We start from the raw sequence: 19,224 nt of genomic DNA on the forward strand, positions 1-19,224 counted from the left end.
ACTAAACGTTATTTTTAAATTCAGCCACTCTCGCCTTTGCAGCCTGCGTTATATCATCCTCGTAGTCGTAGAAGTTAAAGGTCGCTCCGTGCTGAAAAAAGCCATTTAGTATATCGCCGCTTTGGCGGTTTTTCAGATCAAGCTCAGCCACCTTAAAGCCGTCATTTGTTGCGCAAAATTCCTTTAGTCTTGCTGGCGCCTCTTTTAGTTTAGTAAATAAAAAGCAGTATCCATCGCCGCCGTTTCGCCCCACCCTGCCTCGCAGCTGATGAAGCGTGGCAAGCCCCAGCCTCTCAACACCCACGATCACTATCGTATTTAGCCTTGGCAGCGAGATACCGACCTCAACAACGGTGGTTGAGAGCAAAATTTCGCCCTCTTCTCTAAACCGCCTTAAAATTTCCTCTTTTTCCTTATCTTTGCCGTGCGTGACGAAAACATTTTTGAAATTCTTTAGCCAAAAGCCCTGCGCCTCGCTTAGACTTTGGTAGTTTGAGCTCTCGCTGCTCTCAACGAGCGGGTAGATGATAGCTACTTGAAAGCCGCTCTCAAGCTGCTTTTTGATGTGAGCGAGCAGGTAGCCAAACTCGCTAGCGCCTAAAATTTGGCTCATTATATTTTTCTTAAACGGCATCTGCTTTAAAAAGCTAAAATTTACGATCTCAGACTGAATTAAACTTAGCGTCCTTGGTATTGGCGTAGCTGAAAACTGCACGAAATTTGCTCGCTCGTCCTCGTTTGAGGCAAGCTCTTCTATCTTTTTGCGCTGATTTGAGCCAAAGCGATGCTGCTCATCGACCATGACAAGTGGCGAATTTGGCAGCTCGTGAAAGAGCAGCGCATGCGTTCCAACGATCAAATTTGTTCCGCTAAAGTCTATCTTTTTCTCCCCGCTTCGCACCAGCATCACATTCATAAAAGGCGGCAGTAGCCTCTTTGCTTCATTATAAATTTGCTCGCTTAAGATACTTGTTGGCGCCATCAAAATGGCACTTTGCGGATAGACGCTAAGAGCAGCTGCTAGGATAACAAGCGTCTTGCCGCTTCCCACGTCGCCCATTATGACGCGCCTTTTTGCCTGCGTGGCAGCAAGGTCGTCTCTGATGTCATTTACCGCGTTTAGCTGATCATTTGTCGGTGTAAATGGCAAACCCTTAAGCCAAGAACTTATATCAAAAAGCTTTATTTTAGGGCTTTTAAAGTAGGTTTTTTTCGCACTTAGCTTTTTTATGTAGTTAAAAATTTCTACAAATTTTAAGATTTCCACTCCCTCACCACCATTTTTTAGGCGGTATAAAATTTGCACGCTTTGCTCATCTAGCCGCTGCAAATCAGCTAGAAATTTAGCCTCTTTTTCATTTAAGCCCTCGGACATTAAATTTTGCAAATTTAGATATTTTAAGATGAGTTTTTTTAGCTCTTCGTCTTTTAGCTCGGTCTTAAATTTAGGCACGATCTGGCCTATTTTTGTGGTGATTTTTGGATTTACTATCTGCCACGAGCCAAAGGCGTAGGAGCAAAGCCCATATATCGCCATCTCTTTGCCCGTCTTAAAAGCGCCGTAGTGCCAAGACTTTGCGTTAAAAATGACGATCTTTACGCTACTTTGCCACTGCTCGCAAAAGGCAAGTGCTGTTAGCATACCATGGCGTGAGGCGAGCGAAGTGATCTTTACATTTATGCAGACCTGCCCTTCTCTTGGGCTCTTAGCGATCGTCGTATCCTCAAAGCCCTTTGGCAACACTAGAGCAAGGTCAAGCAGGCTAAGCACGCCTATTTTTAGAAGTTTTACTCTGTCGCTTGCTTCAAATTTCATTTTTTAGGACGCAAAAACTTAGCTCGTTTATCTCTGCGTGGGCTTTTATGAAGCTATTTAGCTCGTTTAGCGAAAGAGCTGAAATTTTATCAAGGTCCTTTAAAAATGCCCCAAGCTCGCCATGCTCATAAAACTCGCCTTGCGCGATGTCAAGTCGCTTAAATAGCGTCTCAAGCCTAAGTGGCAACGAACCAAGTAGAAATTTCTTCGCCTGCTCAAGCTCGGCCTTGCTAACGCCTTTTTTACTAAATTTTAAAATTTCCTCTTTTATAACGGCGATCGCTTCGTCTTTTTTCTCATTTTTTGTCTGCATGTAGCCGTAAAGCTGGCTGTAAGAGAGATTTAGCAAATTTCTAGCGTAGGCGCTGTATGCAAGGCCTCTTTTCACGCGGATCTCCTCCATGAGCCTCGAGCCAAAGCCACCCTCGCCTAAGATAAATGTTGCCACTGCGGCCTTGTATTTCTCCTCAGGTTTTACATTAAACGGCGCACCAAAGTAGATGTAGGCTTGCTCGCTTTGCCTGATAATCTCGCTGCTTTCGCACTTGTTGCTTGGATTAAAGCGCTCTAGCTTTCGCACCTTGCCAGGTTTTAAAATTTCTAAAACGCTAGCTAGCTCTTTTGTCTGCTTCTCGTCGATGTCGCCACCAAGCACGCAGAGCAGGTTTGAAAGGTCTAAATGCTCATTTAAAAATTTCCTCACATCTTCAAGCGTGATCGCTTTTACGCTCTTTTTCGTGCCGATACTAGGCTGTGCAAGCACGCTTTTTGGATACAAAAGCTCAAAAAGTCCCTGCCTTGCCACGTAGTCAAAGTCGTTTTCATTTGCTGCGATCTCGCCAAGAGTGACGGTCTTGCACCTGTTTAGGATCTCATCTGTTAAATTTGGAGCGAGTAGTAGCTCTTTTAGCTTGACGCACGCAAAGGCAAAGTGCTCTTTTAGGCAGTTTATATCTATGCAAAATGTCTCAAAGCCGCAGCTTGCATTTAGGCTAATCGCCCGCACCTCAAGCTCTTTGGCAAATTTAGCCGAGCCTAGCTTCATATCGCCCTCGTTTAGTAAATTTGCACTTAGCCTTGCTAGGCCTGCAAGCTTGCCATTTTGCGAGCTACCAGCTGCTTTGAAAACTAGTTTTAGGCTCACTACTGGCATCGCTTTTGAGCTTTCAAAAACGACTGGAATTTTTATATTTTTTACATTGATATCTAAAATTTTCATCTAAAATTTCTCCAAAATATCGTAGTTTGTGTTGCGCTTAGCTGGAATTTCTCCGACATCTTTTATAAGCTCGATCATCTGGTCTTGATTCATCCTAAAGCTAGCCCCTGCGGCCTTTACGACGTTTTCTTCCATCATCGTGCTACCAAGGTCATTTGCGCCAAAAAGAAGCGCTAGCTGGCCTACGTAGCTGCCCTGCGTGACCCAGCTGCTTTGGATATTTTTAAAGTTATCCAAAAAGAGCCTTGAGACTGCAAGAAGCCTTAGATAGACGTTTGAGCTTTGCTTTTTGATCTCTGGAAACTCTTGCATGAGCTTTGTATTTAGCCCTTGAAAGCTCCAAAGTATAAACGCTCTAAATCCAGCCGTCTCATCTTGTAAATTTCTGATGTGCTCCCAGTGCTCCACGATCTCGCGAGTGCTCTCAACCGTGCCAAACATCATCGTCGCAGTCGTCTTCATGCCAAGCTCGTGCGCCTCTTTATGTATGCGAAGCCAGTCTGCAGTGTCGCATTTTTTAGGGGCGATGATGTCACGCACGCGGTCGCTTAATATCTCCGCTCCAGCCCCTGGCATCGAGTATAAGCCCTTTTCGTTTAGGCGTCTTAAGACCTCTTTTGTAGAAATTTTTGAAACTCTTGCGATGTAGTCGATCTCAACGGCAGAAAAGCCATGTATCGTGATGCTTGGATAGTGCTTGCTGATGTAGCCGACAAGCTCCTCGTACCACTCGATCTTTAGCTTTGGATGAACGCCACCTTGAAATAAAATTTGCGTGCCACCAATGGCGATAAGCTCCTCGATCTTCTTGCCGATCTCCTCAAAACTTAGCACATAAGCGTCCTCTTCTTTTGCGTGGCGGTAAAATGCGCAAAATTTACAATCCACCCAGCAGACATTTGTATAGTTGATGTTGCGATCTACGATGAAGGTCGTAATGCCTTCTGGATGAAGCTCTTTTTTTCTAGCTAGCGCCATCTTGCCAAGCTCGTGAAGCGGTGCATTTTCTATAAGATCGATGGCTTCATTTACACTAAGTCTTTTCAAATTTAACCTTTTATTTTGCTTATTTTTGGGCGAGAGTTTAGCCAAAAATGCTTTTAAATATGATAAATCAGGCGTTATGAAAAATTAATTTTTAAAGGCTAAAATGTGAGAAATTCTTTAAAGGAGCGAGTTATGAAAAAGATGATATTTGCCGTTATCTGCGGTCTATTTTTAGTTGGTTGTGCCAAAAACGAGCCAAAGCCAGCTGGGCCTCAAGGTGCAAGTTGTGGATGTGCTCATCATCAAAAAATGATGCAAGAAAATATGCCAAGCTGCCCACATCATGGCATGCAAGGTGCGATGCATGAGCAAATGCCAGCCTACTGCCCAGCCTACGCAAAATAGATAAAGTGCCAAATGGCACTTTATTTTAATATAACCTTGTCGCCTTTAGTGCCTAAAACCTGCACTTTCTCGCCGTTTTTTAGCGCTCCGTCATACTTCCAAAGAGTGCCTTTAAAATAGACCATATTTTCTCTGATCTCGCCAACTCCTGGCTCATCTAAAAACTCCTCGTTAAAGCTCTCTTTTTTAGCCATAAATTTACTCTTTAAAGGCGCCTTTAAGAGTGCAAGCAAGATAAAGGCAAGCGCTAAGACAGCTAAAATTTGAAAGCTCCACTCAAAACCAAAGCCAAAATTTACCGCTCCAACGATGATAAAAGCGACGCCAAAAAAGAGCAGATAAAATGAAAATAGCATAAGCTCAGCCACGCACAAGAGCGCGCCGATAGCTATCATTATAAATGGACTTATCACGCCTTATCCTTAGCTAAGAAATTTTTTAAAACGCTAAGCGAGCCAATTAGCTCAGTCGCCTCGTAAGGGACTAAAATTTTATCTTTTGAGCTGTTTTTAGCTAGCTCGCTAAATGCCCCGACCCTGTCACGCGCAAGCAAAAATTCAGCCGCATTTGCGTTTTTGCTCATGCTATCATTTATCATATCCATAGCCTCTTTTTGAGCCGTTGCAATGGCGATTTGCTCGTATTTTTTCGCATCAGCCATACGCTCGATCGCCTCTGCTTGAAGCACTTTTTCTTGTTTTAGCGCCTCTGCGTTGCGGATTAGTGCCTCTTTTTCAGCCAAGGCTTTTAGCTCGATCGCACGTTTTTCACGCTCAGCTTTCATCTGCATATTCATCGCCTCTTCGATGCCAAGTGGGACAGAAATTTCAGAAATTTCCACACGCATGATCTTTACACCCCAGTTGCCAGCAGCATCGCCAAGAGCCACTTGAAGTGCGGCATTTAGGCGGTCACGTGAGCTTAGCGTATCATCAAGGTTCATCGCACCTATCTCGCCACGAAGCGTTGTCATGGCTAAATTTGCAATGGCGCGCTTGTAGTTATCTACGTTATAAACCGCCATTTTTGCGTCAAATACCTTTAAAAAGACGATGCCATCGACACTAATATTAACATTATCTTTTGTGATGACTTGCTGTTTTGTGATATCAACAAGCTGCTCTTTTATAGTTATGATCGCTCTTATCTGATCGACAAATGGGATGATGATGTGAAATCCCCCGTCAAGCACCTTGTGAAATTTACCAAGTCGCTCGATCAGCAAGTTATCTGCTTGCGAAACGATCTTAATGCCAGCTTTTAAAAACAAAAATGCAAAAATAACCAAAACAACGACTAAGACGCCAAATGTCTCAACTTGCATATTCTCTCCTTTAATTTATAATTTGTTATTTTCTTAAGTATTATAATACATTTTTAAATTTTATCTTTTAAAAAGGATTAGCATGAAAAATTTTATCTTTGCACTAAGTGCGGCTCTACTTTTAGCAGGTTGCGCTACGTCAAACCAAAGCGCGAGCGTCCCACAAGGCAAATGTGAAGTAAAAGGTAGCTGCATGGCCCCAGTAAGCAGCATCGAGGGCACTTACAAGGCGTTTTTACCTTGCGCTAGCTGCATGGGCATAGACTCAACCCTCACACTAAAAAAGGACGGCACATTTGAAAGTGTGATGAACTACAAGTCAAAAGACAACTACAAAGCCGTTAGCAAAGGCAAATACTCAGTTAAAAACGGCATTATCACAACCGTTGATGAGTATAAAGAGAAGAGTTTTTATAAGATCGAGGGAGAGAGCCTAAAGATGCTTGATATGGACCAAAAAGAGGTCACTGGCGAGCTAAAAGACAAATACATCTTCAAACGCGTAAAATAAATTTTAAAGGCAAAATGATATAATTTTGCAATTTTTAAGGAGTTGCAAATGAAATATCTTTTTGCCATACTTATCTCATTTTTCATCATCGGCTGCGCGAAAAATGAAAATTTAAAGCCACAAAATCAAGAGCAAACACAAAAATCAAAAGAAGAAAAACCACTTCTTAGAGACGAAAAACCCAAAAAACCAGAAAAACTAATACTTTCAAACTCTATCTACACGAGCTACTACACCACCTTGCCATGCTCAAACTGCGAGGGTGTAAAGACTATCTTAACTCTAAATAAAGACAAAACCTACACAAAAACTATGCTTACGATGGATAAGGCTGCCACCTTGGTAGAAAAAGGCGGCACTTTCGATGTCGATGAGAGCGCTATCGTGCTAAAAGATGAAAGTGGCGCACTTAGCTACTTTGTGCCAAACAAAAATTCACTTCTTCAGCTTGATGATAAGAAAAATAAGAGAGTTGGCGTGCTAGCTCAAATTTATAACTACGAGCCAGTAAATAAGGCTTATAAAGATAGTTTTTTTGCTAGATTTTCTAAATTTAAAGACAAAAATGGCTTTTTAGAGCTTGTGCTTGTGCCTAGCAAAAATGGCGCAAAGATAAGTTTTTACTCATCGCTAAAAGATGGCTCGCCACTTTGTAAATTTAACTCAGAGCTGCTTTACGACAAGGGCATTTTTTACCTTTTGGATGAAAAAGGCGTGGCTTTAAGCGTGCATAAAACTGCTAACGACATCTTCGTAATCGCAAACGATAAAATTTGCAAAAACGCTCACATAAGCGGACACTACAAAAGAGAAAAAGGCAGGTCTAGCCTCTTTGGCAAGGGCTTTTTTGCAAAACTTACAAACGAGTCAGCAAATGCCGATGTAATGAAATTTTATGGCGCAAAAAACATAAAAAGAGACAATACTAAAAAAGAAAATAGCTACATCGTCACGAGTAAAAACGAGAGAATTTTTGAATACACCTTGCTAAATGGCATCATTACAAGCATAGAAATTTACTCAAATGAGTTTAAAACTCCAGAAAACATCAGCCTAAAGTCAAATTTTAAAGATATAAAAAACGCCCTTGTTATCTCTAAATTTCAAAGCGACGCAAACAATATCTATCTAAAAATAGATAGTCACGACATGCTTATAAAGCTTAAAAATCCGCTCGCACAAGAGATAACAAATTTAAGTCAGATACCAGACGAGGCGCAAATAGAGCAGATAACTCTGATGTGGAACCAGTAGTTTGAAAGAGTATCTTAAGCTTTTAAGGGATGAGAGAAATTTCCGCCTTTTAAGCACCGTCCAGCTCATGTGCTACTTTGGTGTGTGGTTCTCGCACACTGGCATCTTTACGCTACTTATCTCGCTTGACGCTCCTGTGTGGGCGCTCACGCTAAGTGCGGCGATGGCATTTATCCCAGGTGTTGTCATCGCTCCATTTAGTGGCATTTTGGTGGATAAATTTAGCCCAAAACCTATGCTTGTTATCATGATGGCGGTTGAAACCATAAGCGTTTTTATGCTGCTTTTTATAAACTCACTTGATTTTTTATGGCTACTTTTGCTTATCATTTTTGTTAGAAACGGCGTTGGCGGGATGTATTTTCAAGTAGAAATGAGCGTGCTACCAAAAATTTTAAGCAAAGAGAGCCTAAAGCTTGCAAATGAGATCCACTCGATCATCTGGGCGGTCTCATATACCGCTGGCATGGGACTTGCTGGCGTTTATATACACTTTTTTGGCATCAAAAGCGCCTTTTTGCTTGATGGAGCTCTTTATCTTTGCAGTTTTGGCTTTTTATATCTTTTAAAGCTAGACGAGCTAAAGCCAGAATTTATAGAAAAACCTCTAAAAATGCTAAAAAATGGGCTTAAATATCTAAAAGAAAATAGGCTCATCGTGCATCTTATATTTTTGCACGCCTTTGTTGGTATCACAGCTTATGACGCACTGATCGCGCTTTTGGCCGACTATAAATACGCAAATTTACTCTCAACCTCGCTAGTTATTGGGCTATTAAACGCCTCAAGATCGATTTCGCTTATGTTTGCGCCAGCCTTGCTTAGTAAATTTATGAATAAAAAAACGCTCATCTACATCTACATCGGTCAAGGAGTTGGCATCATCATTTGGGCGCTCTCTTTGCAAAATTTTTATCTCTCGCTAATTGGCATCATCTTTGCTGGATTTTGCACGTCAAGCCTTTGGAGCTACACTTACACGCTACTTCAGCAAAACTGCCAAAAAGAGTTTTACGGCAGAGTGATCGCGTATAATGATATGGTTTTTCTTGGATTTAGCGCGCTTATCTCATTTGCGATCGGCTTTTTATACGAGCTTGGACTAAGCGTGGAGATGATCGCAACCTTTATGGGAAGCCTCTTTTTCATTGGAGCCTTTTACTACCACGTAGTTTCAAAAAGGTATGAGATAAAATAGAAATTTAAAAATCAATATTAGATCGCGGGCCAAGCCGCAATCCATTATAGATAAACTGGGATATTTGTATGTTCTAAGAAAAATCTTGATGTTCCGCCAAGGACCATCTCCATTAGTCCGTTTTCGCCGTATCTGCTAGCTACGATAAGGTCTGCGTTTCTATCATTTGCAGCTTTTAAAAGTGCCTCGCCAGGTATCGTTGTAGTTGCTATAACTTCAAAACTAGCACTGATATTATGAACCTTAAAGTACTCTTCAAGTTTTTTAAGATTTAGCTCGGCATTATCGCCAAGGCTTGCTTTTGAAGTGATGCACTGAACTTTTTTAGCGCTCTTTAAAAGATCGATCGCGCCAGTTAGGGCTCTTGAGCTTTGGGTTGTTCCCGTCCAGCTTACAAGGATGTTATCAGCTTTAAAATCACGCATCTTTCTAGGGATAACGATCGCATTTTTGCCGCTTTTTAAAACAGCTGACTCAAATGTGCCAGTGATCTTGCCATCAAGTGGCACTGCAGCTACGACTAGATCGCAAAATTTACTCTCTTGCTCAACTATGGCGCTTCTTTTTCCATTATGGATCGTGAAATTTGCAGTGCAGACATCTTCGATGACCTCGTCGCTCACCTTTATGCCTAACTCTGCGCAAATTTTATTAAAAAGCTTTTCGTTCTCTTCGTGCTCAACCGCAAGCTCTGACTTGGCTGATTTTAAGAATTCCTCAAAAAGCACTCCACCACGAAGCGTCATTTTCATATTATAAACCACGCTTGGATCTAGTTGGCAAGTGAGGATCTCCATGTGAGCTTTAAACCATTGTGCAACCTTTAAAGCACCGTAAATTCTTGGCTCGATATCGTCCCCTGCTCCTATTGGAAAAAGCAACTTTTTGTATTTCATCATCTATCCTTTAAAAATTTATTCAACCAAAGAGAGCGAAATTTTATTTCCTTTTTGCTCGCTCACACACACTTTTACCTGATCGCCTACGTTTAATGGGCTCTTTATCTTTGAGATATGAAGCAGACCATCAACTCCATCTTTTAGCTCGATAAATACTCCAAAATCAACCACGCTTTTTACGCTTCCAACAAACTCATCTCCGATATTAAATGTCGGTTTTACGCGGTCTTTGTCGTGTTTAAATGGCTTTTTGCCAAATGAGCGAGAGTTCTCTTTTGAAGTGATCGAGATGATGTAGTCTTTTGCCGCATCGACGTTTTTCTTAGCGCCGCCTGCGATTTTAACCTCGCCTTTTTCTCTATCAAGGTCGATCGAAACTTCAAATTTCTCGATGATCTCTTTTATGGTCTTGCCAGCTTGACCGATGATATCTACTATCTTGCTTGGATCAACGCTAAATAGCTCAAGTTTTGGAAGCACATCTTCGTTTATCTCTATATTTTTATCAGCCTGTGTCATTAGAGCAAGGATATGCTCTCTGCCGCGTTTTGCTTGATAAAGTGCCTCTTTTAGCACCTCTAAGCTGATGCCTCCAAGCTTGATGTCCATCTGAAGCGCTGTGATGCCATCACTTGTGCCAGCAACCTTAAAGTCCATATCGCCGTCGTGATCTTCAAGTCCCATGATATCAGTTAAAACTGCGTGCTTATCGCCTTCAAATATAAGACCCATCGCAACACCTGCAACTAGTTTTTGTGTATTGACCCCAGCAGCTCTAAGTGCGAGCGAACCACCGCAAACACTAGCCATAGAGCTTGAGCCGTTGCTCTCTAAAATTTCTGAAACGACCCTTATCGTATATGGAGATGCTAGATCGATGCTTGGTGCAAGGGCACGTTTGGCTAAATTTCCATGTCCGAGCTCGCGTCTGCCTGGAGCTTTAAGTGGGCTTGCTTCGCCTACGCTAAAGCCTGGGAAATTGTAGTTAAACATAAATTTCTCAATCAAAGGAGCTTTTTCAGTAAGGATGTCATACATTTGAGCGTCGCTATCTGTGCCAAGTGTAGCGACAACTAGCGCTTGAGTTTGCCCTCTGGTAAATAAACAAGAGCCGTGAGCGTTCGGAAGCACGTTTGTCTCGATGCTAATAGGCCTAACCTCTTCAAGTCCGCGTCCATCGGCTCTAACGCCCTCGTTTATGATCTGCTCTCTTACTATTTTCTTTTTATATTTACCAAGGACATTTGAGATAACAGCCTCGTCCCAGCCCTCTTTTTGAGCTACCTCATCACTTGAAATTTGCTTAGCGATCTTGCCAAGCTCGCTTGCACGCTCGCTCTTTGCCATTTGGTTGATCGCGTTTTTAACCTCTGCTTTATAAAATTTATCGATGTAAATAGCGATATTTTCATTTTCTATCTCAGGTTTTAGTTCAAGCGCGGCGTCCTCTTTTTTATGCTCTTTAAACGCCTCTTCATAAGCGCTACTAGCTCTTAGTATGGCTTTGCCAGCAAAGTCGATCGCCTCAACCATCTTATCTTCGCTAAATTCATTCATCACTTGCTTTTGCGCCATGCTATCGCTTAGGCTTGGATCTATCATCGGCTCTATCGCTACCATCGGTATGAGCTGCGTAGTTTGCTGAGGCAAGCTTCTCATCTCGATCATCAAAAGCTCATCTTTTGTGCCAGCTACATAAAGATCGATCGCACTTTGTTTTAGCTCAGAGTTGCTTGGGTTTATGACAAATTTATCATCTATATATCCAACTCTCACGCCACAAACTGGGCGATTTACTGGGATATCGCTAAGATACAGTGCAACTGAAGCCGCATTTAGGCTCACAACTTGCAAATCAACCTCAGGATCAGCCGAAAGCACCATGACAACGATCTGTGTTGGATATGCGTAGCCCTTTGGGAAAAGTGGGCGAAGTGATCTATCTATGATGCGAGCTGTTAGTGTCTCAAAGTCGCCTGGCTTGGTCTCACGCTTGACGTAACCACCTGGAATTTTACCAGCAGCGTAAGCTTTTTCGATGTATTGCACCGTTAGAGGCAAAAAGTCCTCTTCAACTTGCACATCTTCTCTTGCCACAGTTGCTAAAACTACGGTGTTTTTCACTCTTAAAAGCACTGCCCCGCTAGCTTGTTTAGCTACTTTATTAAGGTCAAAAATTTCGACCTGATTATTGACTTCTATACTATATTGCATTATTTTTATCTCCTTGTTGTTTTTGTAACGGTAAATAGTGAGGGCTCTCTTCTAATATCGACATGATGCGCTCGCTCGTAGCCTCGATCTTTTTCTCGTAATACGAATCCACATCGATAAAATCAACGATCTTGTTTATCGTGTAAATTTCATCGACCATATCATTTAAATTTGCAAAGACATCAGTTGCTATCATCGGCGTCGCGTATGAGATGGATTTTACCTTCACATCAAGCAGCGTCTTTATGCAGATGAGTGCCGTCATGCCAGTCTCACACCCCTCATCGATCAGTAAAATATTCTTGCCCTTTAGCTCTCCTATCAAATTTCCTTTTCTATATTTATAGACATTTTTTAAAATTTTCTCTTCATATTTTCTATGCGCCTCGCCGTAGATGTAGTCATAGCTTATGTTAAAAACTTTTATGAGAGGATCGTTTAGCACGATATCCTCAGTTTCGCTAACTATCGCTACGTCACATTCACTGTTGTTTGGCGCAGGGATTGGCTCGCTAAAGAGCATCTCATAGCTTAAATTTAGCCCCCTGCAAACCACATCAGTCAGGATAACTGACTCAAGCGACATGCAAAGAACTATCGTCTTAGCGTCATTTAGCTCTTTTTTTGGCAAGATCTCGATGAGCTTATTGGCTGCATCTAGTTGATCTTTAAATTTAACGCTTGCCATTATCTAGCCATCTTATTTGCTACTTGATGAAGCGGTGCTGCTTTGTGAAAAGTCATAGTGCAAGCCGCCCATCGGATAGAAATTTATAGTAAAGTAGATGCCACTTTTCTTAGTTGAGGCTGAGCCATTTGTCGTTGTTGTCGGCTCGACATCGTGTTGATAAATTAGCCCGTAGTTCCAGCATTTTCTTTGATGAAGCACGCCAACTCTCCAGCTCTTTGTGTAGCTTCTCTCAACGTCGTATTGCCAGCCGCCAATTAGGCTATATTGATGAGGGAGCTTCACGCCTGCACTGCTTGTAAAGTAGCTATCTTTTGTTGCACTATTTTTAGCAAGGCTATCGCTCTTTTTCATCGTATGGAGCATATTTATCCAAAATAGATCGTGCGTATAGTAAAGTCCATTTTGAACCTTTTTAAGCTCTCTATCTTTGTGTGAATACTCTAGCTTATTATAAAGGCTAAAATTCTCAAACGGATATAGATAGATGGCATTTTTTAAATTTGAATACTCATCATCTTTTGTGTAGTAACCTTGCGAGATGCTGTGTTTGACAACCTTTCTACCGCTGCCGTTAAAGAAATACTGCGTCAAATAGCCAGAAACCTCTTCTTTGCTCTGATCTTGAGCTAAGAAATTTTCATACTCATTTAGATCTTTATCGTAAATAAACTCGTCGTCTAAATTTCCTTTTCTATATCCTGGCAGCAAGTACTCAGCACCAAAATTTAAAGTGTGATAAAAGCTCTCATACGCCTTTGCAAGGTCTGTGTGAAGGGCAAATTTATGGTAGTTATTTACAAAATTTGCGTGTTTATCTTCTCTTTTGTCATCAAATGAATTTATCTTGTTTTCGTAGTTTATCCTTGAAGCGTAAAGATACTCGTAAAATGAAAATGTTAAGCTATCATCAAACAGTGGCACATGCACTGAAGCTGGGAGTGTAAATTCATACTGAGTTGCCCTAACGCCTATCTTTCTATCATATCTGTGTGATTGAAGATCGATTGAATATAAGATATTTGGCAAGACTATGTCATCTGTAAATTTATGATACTGAAGCGATGGAAGCTCTTGAAGCGTATCTTTGTTTTCGTTCTTTGAGCCGATCTTTTCGGTGTCTATGTAGTATTTCGCATAGGCGCCAAAGTAGTGATCGTCACTTGCGATAAAGTAGTTAAATTTAGAGGTCACAAGCGAGTCGTAGTCGTCGTCCCTGCCCTTTAAATTTAGATAGTCTATATCATTTAGCTTGGTTGCATCTATCCACATGCCCTCTTGCAGATCAGCCTCGCTAAGGTATTTTATGAGTTTATCTCTTTCATATTTTAGCCCGACACCTTTGTGAGTTTTGTTTTTTAGCTCAGCTCTGTTTGAAGTCTCGCCTTTTTGCTTGGCTCGGTAGCTATTTTTATCAGTAAATGAACCAAAGCTAATCTCACCTCTTGAATCAGGCGAATCAGTAAATCTAAAAGCACCGTAAATTCCAGCGCCTCTGTTTGTTCTTATCTGCGGATCAAACTCTAGATCCCACTGGTTATAAGGCGCAAAATAGACTGGTTGTTTGTAGTAAAAGCCCTCTGACTTGCCGTATCCAAGCTCTGGTGGCAAAAGACCTGTCCTTCTTGTGGTATCAGTTGAGAAGCCAAAGTATGGCAAGTAAAAGACTGGCACATTTGCTATGCGAAAGACTGGGTTAAAAAGGTGCAAAAATTTACTCTGTTTGTTTAGCATGGCTGAGCTTGAAGTGATGCTCCAGTCAGGATCTTGGACATTACAGCTTGAAACCATAGCCTTTCTTACTCTGTAATACTCGCTATCAGAGCTGCTCTCGTCGCTTCTCATCCACACTTCCATGTCTTTGTTCATCATAAAGAGCGACTCAAAGGCAGCGTTGTTGTTTTTCAAATTTAGCTTGGCGTAGTTTGAGCGAGAGACCTCATCTTTACCCTTCATCATATTGACATTGCCAAAGAGCTCGATGACGGAGCTATTTTGATCATAGACAGCACAATCAGCCGTCACAAGATACTCTTGCGAATATACAACGACGTTTTTGTTTGCCGTTACGATGCCCTTATCTTGCTTCACGTCATCAGCTAATAGCTGCACATCTTGCACTGCTGCACTTAAACTAAAAACACAAACCGGAATTAAAAATAAAATTTTACGCATTTATCACCACTGTTTTTGCTATTTTGTCTTGCCACGTCTGCCTTGCAGGGTTTGAAAGTGCCCACGCAAAGCCAAGATAAAAACAAGCTTCACTAACTATCCTAAAGATCGCCCTAACAAGACTTTGAGTTAAATTTGGCTTATCTAAAATTTCTACATTTATACACATCGTCTTTGTTATCATCTGCCCGGGGCTTGCGCCGTAATACCAAACAAAAAATGTGTGATAGATGACTTTTAGTAGGTTGATCTGCCAAAAAAGATTTAATACTAAATTTCTAGCATCGTCAAAGTTAGTGCTAGTAGAAAGTGGCTCCCAGTAGATGATCATAAAAAGAAATACAACTATGATCTCATCGATAGAAAACGCCATGATCCTTTTAGCAAAAGGGGCAAGTGAAATTTCTTCGTTTTGAAGCTTCTCTTCTATCTGCATACTCATTTTAGAGCCTGCCACGCGATATCTTTTCTAAAGTGCGCTCCGTCAAATTTGACATTTTCGCAAAGCTCATAGGCCTTATCACGTGCCTCTTTTATGCTCTTTGCAGTCGCCACGCAGACTAGCACTCTGCCTCCATCTGCGTAAATTTCATCACCCTCTTTGCTCACGCCTGCGTAAGCTATATGGGCATCTTTTACATCTTTTAGAACTGAAATTTTAGCCTTTGGGCTACTTTTATAAGGATAGTTTTTGCTAGACATTACGACACCAACAGCAAATTCATCTTTTAAACTAATAGGCTTTAGCTCGCCCTTTGCAGCATTTAGTAAAATTTCACTCAAATTTCCATCTATCAAAGGCATCAATACCTCGCACTCAGGATCGCCAAATCTCACGTTAAACTCAAGCACATAAGGCTCATTTTTCACGATCATCAGCCCCACAAAAAGCACTCCACAAAACGGACTGCCCTCGTTTTTCATCCCTTTTAACGTAGGTTTTACCACCTCTTCTTCGACCCTTTTTACTAGCTCACTTGAAGCAAGCGGACTTGGAGCATAAGCGCCCATACCGCCAGTATTTGGACCCTCGTCGTTATCAAGTAGGCGTTTATGGTCTTGCGCCACTGGCAAGCTTACGAAATTTTCGCCGTCACAAATGGCAAAAAAACTAAGCTCAAAGCCGTCTAAGAACTCCTCAACCACCACAAATTTACCAGCATCACCAAAGCTAGCCCCACTTAGCATATCGCTAACTGCCTCTTTGGCCTCCTCTTTAGAATTTGCGATGATCACGCCTTTTCCAGCGCAAAGTCCATCAGCCTTTACGACCATCGGAGCACTTAGGGTATCAATAAATTTAAATGCTTTTTCTTTATCGTTTGTATTTAAATATTTTGCAGTTTTTATATTATTTCTAGCTAAAAAGTCCTTCATATAGGCCTTGCTAGCTTCAAGTCTGGCTGCTGCTTTGCTTGGTCCAAAGATGAGCAAGCCCTCTTCTTTAAAGATATCCACCACGCCTTCGCTAAGAGGCGCTTCAGGTCCCACGATAGTTAGTTCGATACTATTTTTTTTGGCAAAATCTGCTAGTTCATGAAAGTCTTTTATGTTTAAATTCTCGCCAAGGCGTGAGGTCGCACCATTTCCAGGCGCAAAGTATAAATTTATATCGTTTTTTTCACTTTTTAGCTTAAGAGCGATGGCGTATTCGCGGCCGCCACTTCCTATTATGAGAATGTTCATATTATCTCCGTAAATTTAAAAACCCAAGTGGGCGTCGCATAAAAGAGTGGCCCATAAACAAAGCCAATCTTGCAAATAGATGGATACCAAAAGGTTGCAACTTCTCGCTGTTTAAGGCTCAAACGAAGCCACATCGCAAGGCACCCATACCTTTTCGCTAACAAAAAAGTGTTGGACCCCGTAAAATGCTGACTCGCTTCACTCAGGCAATAAAATTATATAAATTCTTTGCTTAAAGTAACGTTTTGGCAAGTGCGATACAAGCGTTTATATCTTGATTTTGGCTCACTATTGGCGTGCTAAATTTTAGCTCTTTTGCAGTGACCTTTCCGATACTTATCGTCTGATAGCTCTCGTCCCAGCCAAAATTAGTAAGAAAATTTCTCACGTTTATCGGAGATGCGAATATCAAAATGCTATCTTTTGGCGGTTTTAGCTCCATTTTGCAATGGTTTAAGACATTTTCATAGGCAATGACCGCTTTTATATTTACGCCGTTATCTTGTAAAATTTCTAAGAAATTTGAAGCGCTATCTTTGCCCTTTAGATAAAGCACCTTTTTGCCTTTTAAAAGTGGCAAAATTTCTCTCGCAAAGTCATCTCCATGAGCATTTTGCCCAGTGTAAATTTCACTAAAGCCAAACTCTCTTGCAGCTGCTGCACAACTATTTGCGATAGCAAAAACTGGTAAATTTACACATGAAATGCCATTAAATTTTAAAGCTTTAAAGGCATTTTTTGAGGTTGCTACAAGCGCGTCATATTCGCTTAAATTTATCTCAAATTTCAAAAACTCGATCTTACTAACGCTTAAATTTATAATGCTCTCATCAGTCGTTTTTGTGTTTGAGACAAGATAAATTTTACGCAACTCTTTTTAGTCCTAAAAATGAGATAAAAGCAAGCACGCTGCAAGCTAAAATAGCTATTGATGTCGAGTAAAAAATGTCACCAAGACCAACTAGTGGAGAGATGACGCCGCCTAAGAAAAATGGGCAAAATCCAAGCACTGCCGAGGCTGAGCCAGCGTACTCCCTGCCCTCGTTCATCGCTAGAGAAGAGGCCGTTGGTAAGATAAAGCCAGTAAAGAGCAAAAGCAAGAAAAATGCGATGATAACGCCGATCACTTCAAATTTAGAGCAAAGCATAAACGCAACAAAAATGCTAGCAAACAAGGTGCCAAAAAGCCCAGTTTTTAGCGCTTTGCGTTCATTTATTAGACTTGCAAGCCTAGCACCTATGACGATGGCTAGACCATTTGCCCCAAAGCAAAAGCCGTAGCTTAATGGACTTAGCGAGTAAAAATCCTGAAATATAAAAGAAGATGCCGCGATATAGGCAAACATCGCGCCCATAGTAAATGTCTGGATCGCGATAAAGAGCATAAATTTCTTTTTTCTTAAAATTTTGCCAAAGACGCCGTAAGTCTGAAGCAAAGGCACTTTTAGGCGATCTCTCTGGTTTAGGCTCTCTTTGAAGTAAAAATTTGCGATAAATAGCACAATGCCAATGATAGTTAGTGCCATAAAGATGCCGCGCCAGTCGGTAAATTTAAGTAGCAAACTGCCACCTATTGGCGAAAGTATCGGAGCAAGGCCATTTACAACCATCATAAGGCTAAAAAACTTTGTCATCTCGTGACCCTTATAAAGGTCGCTCACAACGGCTCTTGAGATGACGAGACTGCCAGCACTTGCAAGCCCTTGGATGATGCGCATGAAGATAAAAAACTGGATATTTTGCGCAAAAAATATAAAAATCGTGCTTACCGTATAGACGATGAGCGAGATGGTAAGTGGCGTTTTTCGGCCAAATTTATCGCTGATTGGGCCAATTATTAGCTGACCGATCGCAAGGCCTGCCATCGAAGTAGTTATAGTTAGCTGCGTGGCTGAAACGCTTGTGCTAAACCACTCGGTTATGGCTGGAAGTGCTGGCAAGTAAAGGTCTGTGACAAATGGTCCAAAGGCTGAAAGTACGCCTAAAAATATCAGTAAAAATAGTTTGGAATTTTCTTTTCTCATCGCTCTTCTTTTTTAAAAAACGATTATATTATGGCTTTGCTTTTTTGATTATTAAAGGTAAATTTAAAGTTAAATTTGTAGTTTTTGATATGATAAGAAGCCCTAAAATAGGGCTTATTTTACATTTTGTCTTTTGTGACGATTAGAAGCATTTTGAATTTGTCTTTCACTTTTAGGCCGTGTGGGATCTTGCCTGGAAGCACGATGCTATCGCCCTTTACTAGATGAAAGCTCTCATCAGCTATCTTTAAATCAAGCTCGCCATCAAGCGCGATAAGTAGTGCGTCGCCTGGTGCTGCGTGGGTCGAGAGCTCTTGGTCTTTGTCAAAACTAAGCAGCGACATCGAGCCATTTTCGTTTTTGACAAGCGTCTTGCTAACTATCTTGCCACTCTCGTAGCTAACGGCATCTGCGAGGCTAAAAACACTCGCTTTGTCTAAATGATCTATCATAACATTCTCCTTAAAATCTATTAGTAAATATTTTGTTTTCTTTGTAAATTTGAGCTTTCGCCAAGTTTTTGCCTCGATAAGGCAGGCTTCGTCGCGTCCAAGCCTCATTTGCTTTTCGCCATACTCAAGCTGCGCTTCGCCGTCAATGACGAAGGCAAGGCTGTCTATAAAAAGCATCTCGTGATCAAGCTCCTCGCCCTCGTCAAATGCATATATATCGACGCTTGCGTTTTTGTTTTGAAAGAGCCTTTTGCTAACAACGCTTTTTTCAACTATCTTTGTATCTTTATCGAGATTATAAATTTGACTCATTTTTTATCCTCTTTTGCGAAGGATTATAATGCAAGTTTTGATAATAGTTCTTAACATATG

The 19,224-nt window shown here is 41.2% G+C and carries 18 protein-coding genes; 4 read left to right on the forward strand and 14 right to left on the reverse strand.

Translation table 11 applies throughout. The features are described 5' to 3' along the window. Window position 1: 1 nt before the first annotated feature. Genes recG through CYP77_RS03195 form a run of 3 tightly spaced genes read right to left on the reverse strand, consistent with a single transcriptional unit; the run spans window position 2 to window position 4,082 of the window. Window positions 2–1,816: an ATP-dependent DNA helicase RecG gene (gene recG, locus CYP77_RS03185; RefSeq protein WP_103567661.1), complete on the reverse strand. Its 1,815-nt coding sequence runs from the start codon at window positions 1,814–1,816 to the stop codon at window positions 2–4. After that, a complete protein-coding gene (locus tag CYP77_RS03190; protein ID WP_103567662.1) occupies window positions 1,806–3,035 on the reverse strand; it encodes a M16 family metallopeptidase in 1,230 nt (409 codons plus the stop codon). Before CYP77_RS03190 ends, recG begins: the two co-directional genes overlap by 11 nt. Further along, on the reverse strand, window positions 3,036–4,082 hold the full coding sequence (locus tag CYP77_RS03195; RefSeq protein WP_087579812.1) for a dehypoxanthine futalosine cyclase: 1,047 nt from the start codon (window positions 4,080–4,082) through the stop codon (window positions 3,036–3,038). 132 nt (window positions 4,083–4,214) lie between these two features. On the opposite strand from CYP77_RS03195, the gene CYP77_RS03200 reads away from it, so the two are divergent. Beyond that, window positions 4,215–4,427 (forward strand): hypothetical protein, encoded by a 213-nt coding sequence (locus tag CYP77_RS03200; RefSeq protein ID WP_103567663.1) that lies wholly within the window; start codon window positions 4,215–4,217, stop codon window positions 4,425–4,427. 20 nt (window positions 4,428–4,447) lie between these two features. On the opposite strand, the gene CYP77_RS03205 is transcribed toward CYP77_RS03200, so the two are convergent. After that, window positions 4,448–4,840: an NfeD family protein gene (locus CYP77_RS03205; protein WP_103567664.1), complete on the reverse strand. Its 393-nt coding sequence runs from the start codon at window positions 4,838–4,840 to the stop codon at window positions 4,448–4,450. Next, window positions 4,837–5,751: an SPFH domain-containing protein gene (locus tag CYP77_RS03210; RefSeq protein WP_009294606.1), complete on the reverse strand. Its 915-nt coding sequence runs from the start codon at window positions 5,749–5,751 to the stop codon at window positions 4,837–4,839. Before CYP77_RS03210 ends, CYP77_RS03205 begins: the two co-directional genes overlap by 4 nt. An 82-nt stretch (window positions 5,752–5,833) precedes the next feature. On the opposite strand from CYP77_RS03210, the gene CYP77_RS03215 reads away from it, so the two are divergent. Genes CYP77_RS03215 through CYP77_RS03225 form a run of 3 tightly spaced genes read left to right on the forward strand, consistent with a single transcriptional unit; the run spans window position 5,834 to window position 8,714 of the window. Beyond that, window positions 5,834–6,262: a copper resistance protein NlpE gene (locus CYP77_RS03215; protein ID WP_103567665.1), complete on the forward strand. Its 429-nt coding sequence runs from the start codon at window positions 5,834–5,836 to the stop codon at window positions 6,260–6,262. A gap of 48 nt (window positions 6,263–6,310) precedes the next feature. Continuing rightward, complete coding sequence (locus CYP77_RS03220; protein ID WP_103567666.1) at window positions 6,311–7,516, forward strand: copper resistance protein NlpE; 1,206 nt, start codon at window positions 6,311–6,313, stop codon at window positions 7,514–7,516. 1 nt (window position 7,517) lies between these two features. After that, window positions 7,518–8,714 carry an MFS transporter gene (locus tag CYP77_RS03225; RefSeq protein ID WP_103567667.1) on the forward strand — a complete coding sequence of 399 codons (1,197 nt, stop codon included), beginning with the start codon at window positions 7,518–7,520 and terminating at the stop codon, window positions 8,712–8,714. 44 nt (window positions 8,715–8,758) lie between these two features. Here the strand turns inward: CYP77_RS03225 and CYP77_RS03230 are convergent, their stop codons facing one another. The 9 genes from CYP77_RS03230 to CYP77_RS03270 all read right to left on the reverse strand — a co-directional run bounded on the left by CYP77_RS03230 (window position 8,759) and on the right by CYP77_RS03270 (window position 19,164). Beyond that, entirely contained in the window at window positions 8,759–9,610 is an 852-nt protein-coding gene (locus tag CYP77_RS03230; RefSeq protein ID WP_087582804.1) for a universal stress protein, read from the reverse strand. An 18-nt stretch (window positions 9,611–9,628) separates the two neighbouring features. Continuing rightward, window positions 9,629–11,827, reverse strand: a complete 2,199-nt coding sequence (locus CYP77_RS03235; protein ID WP_021088603.1) for a polyribonucleotide nucleotidyltransferase — start codon at window positions 11,825–11,827, stop codon at window positions 9,629–9,631. Beyond that, a complete protein-coding gene (locus tag CYP77_RS03240) occupies window positions 11,817–12,515 on the reverse strand; it encodes a sodium:proton antiporter (RefSeq protein WP_103567668.1) in 699 nt (232 codons plus the stop codon). The genes CYP77_RS03235 and CYP77_RS03240 overlap by 11 nt, the downstream gene beginning before the upstream one ends. Window positions 12,516–12,527: 12 nt before the next feature. Further along, the gene (locus CYP77_RS03245) at window positions 12,528–14,690 is read right to left on the reverse strand and encodes an LPS-assembly protein LptD (protein ID WP_103567669.1); all 2,163 of its coding nucleotides are present in this window, start codon (window positions 14,688–14,690) and stop codon (window positions 12,528–12,530) included. Continuing rightward, the gene (locus tag CYP77_RS03250; protein ID WP_103567670.1) at window positions 14,683–15,132 is read right to left on the reverse strand and encodes an RDD family protein; all 450 of its coding nucleotides are present in this window, start codon (window positions 15,130–15,132) and stop codon (window positions 14,683–14,685) included. Before CYP77_RS03250 ends, CYP77_RS03245 begins: the two co-directional genes overlap by 8 nt. Then, window positions 15,129–16,376, reverse strand: coding sequence for a phosphoribosylamine--glycine ligase (gene purD, locus CYP77_RS03255; RefSeq protein WP_103567671.1), 1,248 nt, complete (start codon window positions 16,374–16,376; stop codon window positions 15,129–15,131). Before purD ends, CYP77_RS03250 begins: the two co-directional genes overlap by 4 nt. Window positions 16,377–16,608: 232 nt before the next feature. Beyond that, window positions 16,609–17,247, reverse strand: a complete 639-nt coding sequence (locus CYP77_RS03260; RefSeq protein WP_103567672.1) for a uroporphyrinogen-III synthase — start codon at window positions 17,245–17,247, stop codon at window positions 16,609–16,611. Then, a complete protein-coding gene (locus tag CYP77_RS03265; RefSeq protein ID WP_103567673.1) occupies window positions 17,240–18,400 on the reverse strand; it encodes a multidrug effflux MFS transporter in 1,161 nt (386 codons plus the stop codon). Before CYP77_RS03265 ends, CYP77_RS03260 begins: the two co-directional genes overlap by 8 nt. Window positions 18,401–18,519: 119 nt before the next feature. After that, on the reverse strand, window positions 18,520–19,164 hold the full coding sequence (locus CYP77_RS03270; protein ID WP_103567674.1) for a cupin domain-containing protein: 645 nt from the start codon (window positions 19,162–19,164) through the stop codon (window positions 18,520–18,522). Window positions 19,165–19,224: the final 60 nt, after the last annotated feature.

Source organism: Campylobacter concisus (assembly GCF_002913865.1).
Taxonomy (GTDB): Bacteria; Campylobacterota; Campylobacteria; order Campylobacterales; family Campylobacteraceae; genus Campylobacter_A; species Campylobacter_A concisus_AM.